8 protein-coding genes are annotated in these 13,662 nt (G+C 57.5%); all 8 read left to right on the top strand.

The genetic code is table 11. The features are described from left to right. Window positions 1-6 precede the first annotated feature (6 nt). Complete coding sequence (gene dpdJ, locus C5J26_RS19090) at window positions 7-4,578, top strand: protein DpdJ (RefSeq protein WP_105403202.1); 4,572 nt, start codon at window positions 7-9, stop codon at window positions 4,576-4,578. Beyond that, a complete protein-coding gene (gene dpdK / locus C5J26_RS19085; RefSeq protein ID WP_105403201.1) occupies window positions 4,578-5,105 on the top strand; it encodes a phospholipase D-like domain-containing protein DpdK in 528 nt (175 codons plus the stop codon). The genes dpdJ and dpdK overlap by 1 nt, the downstream gene beginning before the upstream one ends. Then, entirely contained in the window at window positions 5,102-7,240 is a 2,139-nt protein-coding gene (gene dpdD, locus C5J26_RS19080; protein WP_105403200.1) for a protein DpdD, read from the top strand. Before dpdK ends, dpdD begins: the two co-directional genes overlap by 4 nt. Window positions 7,241-7,438: 198 nt before the next feature. Beyond that, complete coding sequence (locus C5J26_RS19075) at window positions 7,439-8,383, top strand: hypothetical protein (protein ID WP_105403199.1); 945 nt, start codon at window positions 7,439-7,441, stop codon at window positions 8,381-8,383. A gap of 256 nt (window positions 8,384-8,639) precedes the next feature. After that, complete coding sequence (locus C5J26_RS19070; protein WP_105403198.1) at window positions 8,640-9,398, top strand: hypothetical protein; 759 nt, start codon at window positions 8,640-8,642, stop codon at window positions 9,396-9,398. A 2-nt stretch (window positions 9,399-9,400) separates the two neighbouring features. Further along, a complete protein-coding gene (locus C5J26_RS19065) occupies window positions 9,401-11,770 on the top strand; it encodes a hypothetical protein (protein WP_105403197.1) in 2,370 nt (789 codons plus the stop codon). Window positions 11,771-11,906: 136 nt separating this feature from the next. After that, a complete protein-coding gene (locus C5J26_RS19060) occupies window positions 11,907-12,182 on the top strand; it encodes a hypothetical protein (protein ID WP_105403196.1) in 276 nt (91 codons plus the stop codon). Window positions 12,183-12,199: 17 nt separating this feature from the next. Beyond that, the coding region (locus C5J26_RS19055; RefSeq protein ID WP_105403195.1) for a S8 family serine peptidase at window positions 12,200-13,662 on the top strand (1,463 nt) is incomplete at its 3' end.

The following is a 13,662-nucleotide window of genomic DNA, read 5'->3' as shown; positions in this document are numbered from 1 at the left end:
AGTTTGATGGCGCTCTCGCTCAATGCAGCCAAGCTACTGGATCTCATCGAAGCGATCGAAATGCGGTCGCTTGAATGGGGTTTTACGGACGGTTTTCTGAGCGAAAGTGAAGTGCTCGCGCTGGCGAGATCGGTGGTCACGGCCGGAAACGCGTCAGCAGCGGATGATGCCATTGAAGAATTGATTGCCGCCCGTGTTGTCTTCGAGTTGCAAAATCCGGGCGGCGAGATCCGGTTGCGATCGCGTTTCGGCGAAATGGTGCGCTTGGCAGCGGCGAACCGTCAGTTGTTCCCGAACAAGCCATGGCAGGGCGCACCGCATCTTGTCTCTGATTTCCGTGTTGACCGGCGGCCACGGCGATTTCCCAAGCGTGATCGATTGCCGGAAGCGATTCTGACCGACCATGCCGCGATCCTTGCGTCCACCCCGCTGCGCCGAGATCTCTTTCGGTCGTTGACCTCACTGCCCGACATGAAATTGGCGGCCTTTCAGGAACGCGCCGCCGTCAGGCTAACCGTTCCGACCGACGATGGCGGTACGATCGTCACTGCCGGCACCGGTAGCGGCAAGACGATCGCGTTCTATTTGCCGGCGATGATCAGGATCGGCGAAGCGATCGGCGCGGACCACTGGGTCAAGGCGGTTGCGATATACCCCCGAACCGAACTGCTTAAGGACCAGTTCGGTGAAGCGTTCCGCATGGCCCGTACCGTCGCAGGAGCGCTGGCGCAGCATGGGCGCCGGCCAATGAAAATCGGCGCATTGTTTCGATCCTCACCACGACGTGCCACCGAGAAGGAACTCGCTGACAAGGAATGGAGCCGACGGGGACAAGACTTCGTTTGCCCCTTCTTGCGCTGCCCGACCTGCGCGAACGAACTGATCTGGCGACGGGCCGACATCGAGGCAGCAAGGGAGCGTCTCGGCTGTGCGCGACCCGAGTGCAGCGGGGCGGTGAGTGAATCGGAAATCGTGCTCACACGCGAACGGATGCAGCGCCAACCGCCAGATATCCTGTTCACGACGACCGAAATGCTGAATCAGCGACTCTCCGACCCCTGGATGCGCAGCTTGTTTGGCGTGGGTCTACCCCAGGCCAAACGCCCGTTCTTTGGTCTTCTTGACGAAGTCCACACCTATGAAGGCATATCAGGCGCTCAGGCCGCTCTAACGCTTAGGCGATGGCGGCATCTGCTGGCGTCGCCGATATCCTGGGTCGGCTTGTCGGCGACCTTGGGCAACGCGTCGCATTTCTTTGCTGATCTGACGGGCGCGCATCCCGATCGCGTCGTCGAGATCACACCGGCGCTGACGGAATATGACGAGGAAGGCGCCGAGTACCAGATCTTGCTCCGGGGCGATCCGACCTCGCGCGCGTCATTGCTTTCGACCACGATCCAGACGGCGATGCTCTTACCGCGCCTCCTCGATCCGCCAGGAGCAGCCGATGTCTCCGGGGCTTTTGGCCGCCGCGCGTTTTTGTTTACGGATGATCTCGACGTAACAAACCGACTTTATGACGACCTGCGCGATGCAGAGGCCTACAACATTTTCGGTCAACCAGACAATCAACGTCGCCCGCTTGCAGCGTTGCGCGGCGACGGCGGTGACGCTGCACTGCGTGATGTCGATGGACAGCGATGGAGGGTTTGCGAAGATATCGGTCATCATCCTCTCGACAGACGGCTGGTTGTAGGTCGCACGACGTCTCAAGACGCCGGAGTCAATCAGTCCGCCAATGTTGTGGTCGCCACGACCGCGCTCGAGGTTGGTTTCAATGATCCCACCGTCGGCGCTATTATCCAACACAAGGCCCCGCGTGGCATGGCATCGTTCCTGCAGCGAAAGGGTCGCGCCGGCCGTGCGCGAGCGATGCGTCCCATCACGCTTACGGTCCTGTCGGACTATGGACGCGATCGGGCTTTCTATCAGGCGTACGAACACCTGTTTGATCCCGCGCTCGAACCGCAGAACCTTCCGATCCGAAACCCGTATGTTTTGAAAATCCAGGCCGTTTATGCCATGTTCGATTGGGTGGCCGCGCGAACAGCAGGCTACGAGAAGGCGTGGCAGTGGGACTTGCTGAGCCGACCACAGGACAATCCCAGCCAGGCTGTCCGGACCGTATTGGAACGCACCAAGGCGATCCTCTCCGACCTCATTCAGGGCAATCAAGTCACTGTAGACGACCTCGCCCGACACCTCACGTCAGCATTGGGCATTGATGCGGCCGCGGCCAATACCTTGCTTTGGGAACCGCCACGCTCGCTTCTACTCGAGGCAATCCCAACACTGGTCCGACGCTTATTTCGCGACTGGCGCCTGGCTTTTCCAAGTCAAATGGGTGAATTCGATCTGAAGACCGACTATCACCCTCTTCCAGATTTCGTCCCTAGGAGCCTTTTTAGCGACCTCAGCCTGCCGGAAATCAAAATTATCCTGCCCCCGGCAACGGCAAATCACGTCGAACGGGTGGAGATGATGCCCATTCTCCAAGGCCTCAATCAATTGGCGCCTGGGCGTGTCACGCGCCGGTTTGCGCCTGAGCGGGGCGCGTTGTCGCATTGGGTGTCGATCGACCCCTCGCATCCCGAACAAGATTGCCGGATCAGCGACTACGCAGAAGAACACGAGTTTGTCGGAGAGTTCGCTGGCCGATTCAACGACCACGTGGGCGCAGCACCGGTCCTTGTATTTCGTCCCTGGACCGTGCGCCTGACAAAGGCTACCCGGAGCGACGCACTCCCGAGCAGCAACGCAAGACTCGCCTGGCAAACCGACATCGTTGTGAACGGCGATGCGCTTAATGTCCCCATACCGCCTCGCTCAAGCTGGCGCCGCTTGGTTGGGTCCGTCGACTTCTATCTTCACCGCTTTCGATCAAGCGTTAGCGTGCGCAGGTTTGCATCGACCGGGCATGCAAATGTGCGGACCCTACAGGATGATTTTCCCGTTACGGTGCATTTTAAAAGTGATGATGGTCGCCCGGCCGCACTTGGTTTTGAGCTTGAGGTTGACGGCCTTCGGATCGATGTGAGGCTGCCTGAAGGCTTCGAGGATGCGGCAAATTCCCTTCCCGCATCGCTGCTCGCGACGAGTAAGGTGAATTTCGCGCGGGACACTTTCAAGAAAGACCAGGACCTTCCTGCCGACCTCAATCCATTCCAGCGCGAATGGCTTTTCCAGATCATGGTCTCAGCGCTTTTGGCGGATGCCGCCAACACAGAGCGTTCCTTGCCGGAGGTCACTTCGGATGTGTTAGGCGAACCTCGGTTCGAAGGCGTCTTTCACGACACAATGAGCGAGTTGTTCGGTGCGATGCCGCCTGTCGTTCCGGATGACGAGGACGGCGACGGCGATGATCGCGACGAAGCCGCAAACAACGACGGCGACGGCGCGCCGCCGGCTCAACGGCGACGAGGACCGGGACGGCTGCAACAGGCACTTTCGAACCAGATCAGCCTTCCGATTGTTCGAGAACGTATGCGTATGATCGCGCAACTCCTTTGGGAACCGGATCCGGTCGCGTTCGGTGCATGGCTTCGGACTCTCGTTCTGGAAACGCTCGGAGAGGCAATGCTTCAGGCGTGCATCTCCTCTGCACCGCGGCACGCAACAGTCGACACGCTTCTGGTTGACATCCGTGACGACCATGAGAGCGGCGAGACAAGCGTCTGGATAACAGAGGCGACACTGGGAGGGGCAGGAGTCCTCCAAGCCTTTGCCGAAAAATTCGCATCCGAACCGCAGATTTTCCTTACAGCGCTAGAGGCTTCTCTCGCTCCAACCGACCTGGAACTGGTTGATCCTGGCCTTCGCCAGATCCTCCGTCTCGCCCTCAATGACCCGAACGTCGCGGGAGAAATTGCGCAATTGCGTGCCACCAACTCGCATGGCGAGCGCGCTGTTCTTTGGAGATCCCTGTCCCAACGCCTCACACGACTGGGCGGGATCGATGTTAGCCATGCGCTTTCCGTATCCCTCAACGTTCGCCTTCTGCGCGCCGGTAGCGGACCTCAACTGGACCAGCTTCTGCTCGATCTGCAATCTCACTGGGACCTCCTCGAGGGTCGATATTCGATGTCGATCGGGCTCAGAGAATTCGCCTACATTTGCAGCAAGGACGCCGCATTGTCGTCAGCTGTTCGTTCGTTTTTGTCGGCCACTCTACCAGCGGCAGCGATCGGAAACGTCACGGTCCTGGCGGCCATCACCAGTTTGCTTTGGCCGCGGGCCGAAGAGGTGAGGCTGCGCTCGCTTCAATCGTATAATCCCTATCGGCAGGCGCGCACCACCGACCCGGCTTTGGTCCGCCAAGTGGTGCTGACGAGATCGACGCCAACTGTCGAACTCGCCGCCCCCGACTGGTTTGCCCAACTGAGCCAAGCGTTCGAAACCCATGGGGTTTGCCAGTTGGCCGCCGCTTCGGAAAATGCGGGGGCGCTACGCGAAGCGATGGTGCTTCTCGCGGCAACGCCGATTAATGTCGGGGTCCTGCAGTTCTTCCCGGTCGTCGAACGTATCGACCGAGCATCAGGTCGGATCCTTTCCACCTTGACACTGCGGGAGCAAATCTGATGCTCGGACCTTCACGTGACCTGCATGGTCCCGCCCAGTCGCGCGCGGTTCGCGATCTCTTTCAGAGCCTTTTCATAGCCGAGTTGATTAGCCCTAGCCCGAAGCTCTGGTTTTTCTTTGCATGGATTTCCGACATCGAGGTCATCGATAATTCTGCCCGACAGTTTGCGTCGATCCAACCGGACTGGCCGAGCGCATCGATAAGATTATCCGAGGTGCTGCGGGCGCTCCTGTCGCGCGGCCAGCAGGTTCGCCTGATCATTCGCGAGCACGGCCACAATGAATACTTCATCGCGAAGTTACAGACCTTGAAAGCAATCTTCGGGGATCAGGTGCGGTGGACAATCGAAAAAGACTTCCACGCGAAGGGCCTTCTTGGCGCTGACTACTTCTTGAGCGGGTCAATGAATCTCACCCTAAACGGAATATCCATTAACGGAGAACACCTTGTCCTCCGGACAGATCCGGCTTCAGTTGCGGAGCAGACGATCGAATTGGAGTCGCGTTGGGAGGGGCTCCTGAAATGATTGGCTCTGATATGGCAGATGCACAAACCATTCTTTCTGATCTCGAAACGATCTCAACAACCTCGACCTTCGGTCCGGACGTCGAGGACGTTTGCAGGCAGCTTCGCACGACTATTGTAGATGCTGCGTTTCCAGGCGCTCTTGTCCCGGTTACAAATGCAGCCGGTCGGCTGCAAATCTTGGTCGCCGCGCCAACAATGATGGCCTGGCGCCGGCTGGCGCCGGTCCTAAAGGCCTTTGCGGGACCGACCATCACGTCCTTCAACGGTATCACTGCGCCACTCCCTCCCGGCGAACCGACAGCTCAAAGGCTCGCTCAGACACGGCCCGCCGCGACCTGCGTCATTCAAATCCCGCAAGACCGCAAAAGTGTCTTGTTGGCTTTGCGCGCGCTAATGCGCGTCCGCGAAACGATCGCCCGTGCTCCCGATCTTCAATCCGCGGTCTCAGAACCGACAAGTTGGTTGCTGGCAAGATTTCAAGATAATCTCAATGTCGGCCGTCGGGACGCCGCGACTGCTATTCTGGATCGGCTCAAGGGTGACCTGCGGCTCGATGCGCTGAATACCAAGTTCCTAGAGGTTCAACTCCTTGCTACGTTCGGCGACTGGGCAGCGATCGTCGCGCTGGCCGGCTTTGGCAGCTTGCGGCTCGCCCGCAGACCTCCCGCAATCACCGCGCTTTTGTTGGAGGCGCTCTACCGCACGCATCTGGCCGACCTGTTCGACGCCATCGATCGCAGCCGCGTCTATGAAATCTACCAAACGACCGTGCACGACCTGGCTCAACCTTTGCTTTCTGTGCCGTTGCCATCAACTCTGACACCCGGCGGCTTGAAACTCTACGCCCTGGAACTTCTGACGTCGTCATCGCGGTCAGATATCAAGGAGGCGCTCTCCGGTAACCATTCTTCATTGGAATGGCTTGCGGACGAATTGGATACCCGGCCGAGCGCTGTCTCGCCTCAATCGACCTCGACGCCACCTTCATCGCCGCTCGACGATGCTCGTGCCGCGTTGGTTCAGGTGGATGCTGTAGAGGCTGTCGACAACGTTGCTGCGGCATTCGCCGCACTGGCGAAGCTCGCGCCGGCGGAACTCGCTTTGCTTCGGGATGCCGAACCCTTCAGCACCGCCGTTCGCCTTATCGAGGCAAACGCTCCAGGCGGTGTGCCATCATCATGGATCGAATGGCTCGAAAAAACAGCTGATCCGTCCTTCACCAACGCTCTCGAGATAGCCCGTCACGGGAAAGATGAGTGGTCTGCTCAATCGTCAACGAGCGATCCTTCTCATGTTGCCGCGTTCGTGACGGCCCTCAATCTTGCGCAGGACGACCCGCTCGCATCGGAACGGACCGCGCAAGCGCTCCCTTTCCTTGTGGCATGGCTTCAGCGAGACCCTGCGTTCCCCGCCCCTACCATGGCGCCGGTCTATTCGAGCCTCCTTACCTTGTTTGCGCTGAACTCAACGCGCGGTGGATCGGTTTATGAATCCAGCCAGGTATTGGTGGAGGCCCTCCTGACAGTAGGAGTAAACGAGGCGAATTACGCATCACTTATCGCTGATATAAATGAATTGGCAGGGCAAGCCTTTGGCATCGATATGATCTACTGGGTTCTCGACACGATCGAGAGCTTCATGCGGGCCAGCGCACCGGACGCCAAGAGTCGTGAAGCCTTCCTTCACAGCATCCTCGCTAGGACGGCACCTCTTTACGGGCGGTTGAGTACCCTGCAACGGACAGCCGTAAAGCGCCTCGCCGGCGAACTTGGCTGGTCGCTCGATGCACTCGGCGTGAGCGTCGAACCCGAATCGAACGATGACGTAAGCCATAAATTGGAAGGGTTGCGGATCGCGATCTATTCGTTAACAGAGACATCGAGCCGCCAGGCCAAGAATGCCATAGAGGAAATGGCCCCAACCGCGGTCGTCGATTGTGCTGCAGATCATGGCGGATCGGTGCGTCTAAAGGCCTTGGCTGAGAACGCAGACATTTTTGTTGTGACTTGGCTTTCCGCGAAACATGCCGCCACGGAGTTCATCCGCGAACACCGTGAGGATCGGACGCTATTGTATGCGCAAGGCCGTGGCTTTTCAAGTATCCTTCGCGCGCTAGATGACCACTTCAAGTGATTGAATGAGGTCAAACCCGTCTCATTTACGCCCTTTGGGAGTATCGCCGCCGCTATATTACGAAAGTCCTTGACAGAACCATTGCATTCCAGGGTAGAAATTACGGGGGGCAATACATAGCGATGGTGGGAATGTATGGGGCTATCTAGGTCGCTGGGAACTCTTGCTGATCACCTGTCGCGTTGGCGAATATTGCAATTGAACCTCGCGGCGGGCATCGAGGTTGGGCTTCATACCTACCAAGACATTTTCACATTCTCGAAGACCTGCGACTTTCTCCCAAAGCTTAACGAATCCGCCCTGCAGATTTCGAGTGCGAAATCGCAACTCGCGACGGCCTACACTGATATCGTGCGGCGCAAGCGATATTCAGGACCAGGTAGCGACGACACCGAGCAAAGACGCGTCAACGCTTTGAACAATATCTTTCCGTGCGCTTTCAGCAATGCTGAACGTCTCGATGGGGAGACTCTCTACCGCGTCGTGCCTCATACAAGCCTGATGTATTTGATCGATCACAGCTACTGGCGAAAGCGTGCGGTTGCCAATCTGGACCTGCAGCCTCTGCCGCGGAACGCCAAGGAAGTTGACATCAGGGAATGGTGCGAAGCACTGGGCTCCTTGCCGGATGATGAAAGGCGCTTCAAGCTTCCGACCAATGGTCGGCTGTCCAACGGTATTGTTTGGTTCACGCGGGCGCAGGATATGCCCGACGATTCCATCGATGGTCCGAGCGAGAAGCGAGCGCAGGCGTCCCGGGATCGACTTGGATTGGTACACTTGAAGCCAGCGGGGCGTGATATCCCGCTATATCTTTTCAGTCTCCGGTTCCCCGGTGTGATTGCCGATCGAGTCGGTCACTATCGACCGAGCGCTTTCGACTCGCTGGACAATTCTCGTTTCATGGTTCCTCGCAATAAAAGTGAGGGCGTTCCGGAATTGCATTGGGGACGCACGGCCGACCTTGCTTCCATCCAGAGCGAAAGCAAACCCGTCAGAGGAGCGCCCGAGCGCGTGTCCAACCAGATATGGGAAGAAGACATGAAAGGCTCTGAAGTAAGCTTTACGCTCCTCGGTGAATTGAAAACTCGCCATAGAATCGGTGATAAACGTTTTGCAGAACGCCTGGGCGCGTCGGTATGAGTGAGCGACCGTCAATGGACGAAGATGCACGGCCAGAGCCTTTATTTGTCGGCCATGACGCGCGCTGGTTCGCATCTTGGTTGCGAGTGGGTCTTCGGGCCTATGAGTTCGGTGACAATGTGCCAGGTCGGGACCCATTTCCCGGTGCACAGCATCTGATCCATCCCTGGCAACAACTGGAGGAGTCTCTCACCGATATCTACTCGCGCCTTGCAGATACCGAGAAGGAAGAGTTTGCGTTCGGGCTCAGCAGGCTATGCGCCGACTGGATCTCAGCGATAAACAGGATTTCATCCTTGCTCAACGATTGTTGTCCCTAGCCGCGGTCCTTGGCATTCGCCGCGCCATCCTTGTCCTTGCACATCTGGTAGACCCGGAAAGGGAGGATGAACGGAACAGCGATCTGATATTCTCTCTGGTGGAGGCGGTCGCTGCATGGCCGATGGTTTTACACCAGGAGACCCGTCAGGTTCTGATGCGGTTGGCTCATGCCAATGGTTTCGGTGAACTTCACGCCCGCCGCGCACTACCGGCGCTGTGCAAGGCAGATCCTACCGGGTTGAGCGAATACCTTCGCGTTCTGGCGCGACCTCTACATGGTCGCTACGCTTCACACCTGTGCCGGCCGATAAAAGGCCAGCGCTGGAATGAGCGGCAACGCAGGGTCAAGGAAGTAATTGCAATCGTACAGGACCCGGCCCATCTTGTGGCCTCGTTCGAGGACTGGGTAAGGCGGATACCGCAAGGCGAAGCTCCGAATAGCCGAGCGCTTCAGTACGACTGGTGGGCATCAGCGCTCGAAGACGAAGCGATCATGGATTTCCTGGGGAAATATGGTCTCTCCAGCCAGCAGTCCGCCGCCGAGCCTTCCCGCCCAATTCAAAAGCCGTTCCCCCGCCCGACTGCCGGGCCTCTTAAGACCAGGGACGATTTGGTGGAAGAAGGCTTGGTTGACGCTGAAGACGAAGCAGAGGCAAATGAATTGTTTGCGGAACGCGAACTGGAAGAGGCTTGACGATGGCAGACGCAAGCGAAGGCTCACTCGTTGCCCTCGTAGCCGACGCGGCCGGCCAGCACGACCTTATGCAGGCGGACGTTATAGACCAGTCGGAGACGACCTTTAAAATCCTATACGCAGTCGACAGCAATATCTTCGGCTTACATATCAAACCAAGCAGCGGCAGTGCCAGCGGCATCGAAAACCGTATTGGCTTTGGAGAGGTGTTTCAATCCGACCCGCCAGAGCGCAAGGTGGCTATCGCGACCGCGCTCGCGCGGTTTATCTGGTTCGAGCTCGTAAAAAACGATGTTCCGCTAATCGTCATACCGCCAGTAACGGCAGAAGTGGATCTCTTCCGCGCAATTGCGGAGCGTGACACGCTTTCGGCAGCCGAGACTCTGGCGTCACTCAAACGTGCTCTTGGTCTCAGCGCTTCTTATGACGGCGCCATTTCTTCGAGCTCCCTCTTTGAGAACCTCGCAAGCCAAGACCAAGCAATTGCCGATAATGCAGCCCGCGTACTGGCGTCCAAACTGACATCCGTGAACAAGGCTCGGCGGATGATGGAGCTGGTCGAAAGAGGTCGTTACATAAGTGCCGACGACGCTGACCTGCATCCGGACATTTTTTCACCAGAGATGTGCAGGGTGATGCGCCCTCCCACAGTCTTTAAAGACATGGCCCAGCTTTCTGATGTAAGAACTTCGTGGCACGAGAGCCTACTAGAACTTGGAAGGCGTGACGATATACGACTTGAACGTGATGCTTCAGCGATGGCGAACCTCCAGATTTGGAATGAGCAGCTGGCACGATTAAATCCGCCCAGTCGGATAGTATACATCACGAGCGACAGCTCCCTTCTTATCGCAGCAGAACGTTTGCAAATTGCGGCTAACAATGAGATTCCCGACTCTCATGCGCTTCGATATGGAGCCAGCTTTCGCAAAGCGTATCTTCGCCATCCTCGCAGTTTTCTCGACAGGGCGGCCGTCCTTCGGCCTGGCCAGTCCGATCCTGAATATAACCGCACAGGGTCCTCAATACGTGCCTGGCTCGGCCTCTTGCTCGGCGATTTTCAGGACCGCGATGAGCCTCTTGGCCAATGGACCAAGGTGCGGTTCGAGCTTGACGACAGTATAAAAGGGGCAGTGGCGAGGGTCGCGACCAAAAGTCCAGATCTCTACGCGGATGTGCTCAACAGGTGGGACGAGTTTGCAAAGGGGACAGAATTAGCCACGCTCGCAGATGCCAACTACCTGCGAGAAGTCGAGCAGGTGAATCAAAGCACCGGCGTGGTATTACGCGAATTCATCGATCGATGGATGCCCAGGATCGAGGAGGAGGTCCAAGAGGCATGGCGAGGATGCGTGCGAGCGTTCACGGAGGTCCGGTTTCTTATCGGGCTCGTCAGAAATCCTGCAAGCCCGGAACGACATGCGCCTCGCCTCTGCCTAGAAGGCCCTCAGGCCGAAAGATTTCTTCGCGACGCTGAAGCTTGGATGGCGAAGCCTGAACTGTTCGACCCTGCGGCGTTTGCGGCTCATAAGACCGCTGTCGAAGAAGCCGATCGTTCTGGATACAACTTTGTCATGGTCGTCGCCTATATCTTGGCCCAAGGTCAACATTGGTCTTCTGCGGCATTTCTGTGCGCACACGCGCGGTCCAATGGGGATGCGGAAAAGACGAAGAATGGACTGAAGCGGCATGGCCCCAATGGGCGCGAAGCCTCCTATTTGGAAGCTTTTTGTCGTCGTAATCTGGCGCGGAGCGTTGAAGATCTCGCGAAAGCATCCGACTTACTAACATACGCCGAGAAGATCATGCTTGATGAGTTCAAGCTTGATCCTCAACTGGATCCCGTCACTGAGCGGATTGCGAGCGAACAACTCGCTTTGCGATACTCCGTGATGATGTTGCGCTGGCTCGATACAAAAGCGTTTGATCACGACGAAATATTGCATCTGGCAGCAGAGTTCGAAGAGCTTAGCACAGCGGTTGGACGTGAAGTTGGCCGACCAGAACGAGCCGCGCGCGCGTCGGTGCTTGAAACCATCCGCCGGCGAAGCAGGATCAATCTAATCAGCCTTGGTCTTCTCCAGCTTTCCAATCAGCCGCTCCAGCGCCTTGCGAAAGCCGCTTATCGCGAACTGGCGAGCGATGTTGAGGCACAGGAAGGGGAAGAGCTAAGCCACTACGGTCAGATTGTTCTTGCCTGTGGTGCCGTTCATTACGGGGATTTGGAGCACCTGGGCCGATATCGACGCAATGCACGAGCTTTGATTGCGAGTTGGGGTAAAACACGCCCTGGAACTCACCAGATGGGCTTTCTTTACGATGAGAAGCGGTTCGAGGTTTTCCTAGAGGGTCTAGCCAGCAAAGTGAGGTGAGAGTTGGCCACTGAAGAGCGAAGAATTGTTGGCTAGCAACCATTTTCAGTTGAGTATCAAGAAAGTTGAGTATAGGTTTCATTTTACTAAGCTTATGAGTGCATGCGCTGCCTAATCTGCCGGTCCGAGTGAGATCATGGCCAGTGAGTTGCGACAACAAAAGCGTCTTCAAGTCCTACTGCACGAAACGTGTCGTACGGACGATGCGCGAGCTGCTGCCATTCATGCCGCGACACAAGCCGGGATGACATTGAGCGGGGAAGGCGTCGCGACCCTTTCGGTCCGAATGCCGAATTCGGAATTTGAAAAGCTGTTCTCGTCATCGCCAGAGGGCGAACTTACGGTTCCTGAGCAGCTTAAACCGTTTGTTGAATCCATTAGTGAGGCGCCGGAACATCTTTCATTCGAATAGTCGGGGGGACGGGTGCGATGAAAGCATATGACGAGAAGGATCTGACCACAAAACCAGTTCGCCGTGGCCCAAAGGATGAGTTGCTCCGGGTCGCCGTGACGTTCAACCGCCCGGGCGAACAAACGGGACCGACAAAGTTCGGTGCTCGCATGTCCACGGATACGATTGCAAGTTTCAGGCCTGAACCCGCAGACGCTGATCTCGCAATCGCAGAGCTTGCACGACGCGGCTTCAAGCTGACAGGCCGTGGCGAACTCTCAGCTTCGATGCGGTGTACGAAGGCCGCATTTGAGGACCTTTTCAGGACGAAGCTCGAGCGCATGCCCGTTCCCGGCGGCTCCGCCGCCCAAATGAGCTCTGTCCTTTTTCCGCCTGACGGCGCGCCTTGGGATCCTGATCCAGCCCTGCAAGCCTTGCTGGACGACGTATACATTCAGTGGCCACACATTTACATGGCAAAGGCAGCAAAGCCATCCAAAGCCAGTGGCGTTGCTAGCGCCGCTGCCTCTCTTCCTACCGCCGCTCCGCCACCAATTCCATATTACCATTTGACCGCGCCGGCAGACATAGCGCGATTGATGAATGCAACGCAGGCCCATCTCAAAGGTATCACGGGCAAGGGAATTCGTGTCGCAATGATCGACAGCGGGTTCGCGCACGGTCACCCATTCTTCAAGGCGAACGGCTATTCCTCTTCCGTGGTTCTCGCCCCGGGTGCAGCAGACCGTGCTGTCGATGGGAATGGTCATGGAACCGGCGAGTCCGCCAACGTCTTTGCCATTGCCCCCGGCGTAACTTTTATCGGCATCAAGCTCGACAACGAAGCTAATCCCGATTCCGGCGCATCGGTCCTGGAGGGACTGCAAGAAGCCCTAAAGCACGATCCGCACGTCATCTCCGTCAGTCTTGGATATGACCTTCGCGGGCCGGGCAACTCGCCTCTACCTCGTCTGCCGAACAGCCTGATTGCTCTGGAGGCGGAAATTCAAGCCGCTGTGAAACGAGGTGTGGTCATCGTCTTTTCGGCCGGTAACGGCCACTATTCGTTTCCAGGCCAAATGCCTGATGTTCTTTCCGCTGGAGGTGTCTACGTTGACGCGGCGGGCGCCATGCGAGCGTCCAACTACGCGAGCGCCTTTCAAAGCCTGATATACAGTGGGCGCAGCGTTCCCGACGTTTGCGGGCTGGTCGGCCTGCTGCCGCACGCCAACTATCTTGCCCTACCTATACCTTCAGGCTGCGCGATCGATCGAGACGGCTCAAGTTATGACAGTACGGGTCCGACTGACGGATGGGGCGTGTTCAGCGGGACGTCGGCCGCCGCGCCTCAGTTGGCTGGTCTCTGCGCGTTGTTGCTGCAGGCAAACGCCAAGCTGTCACCAAGCGACATCAAAGCGATACTTCGTCGAACAGCACGTGACGTGACCGTGGGAAATGCCAATCCAGCCAGCGATCCGGCGGGGGTCGGGATCCTTGCGGG

It is taken from the genome of Neorhizobium sp. T7_12, assembly GCF_002968535.1.
Lineage (GTDB): Bacteria > Pseudomonadota > Alphaproteobacteria > Rhizobiales > Rhizobiaceae > Neorhizobium > Neorhizobium tomejilense.
This window is presented reverse-complemented; position numbering and strand designations above follow the sequence as displayed.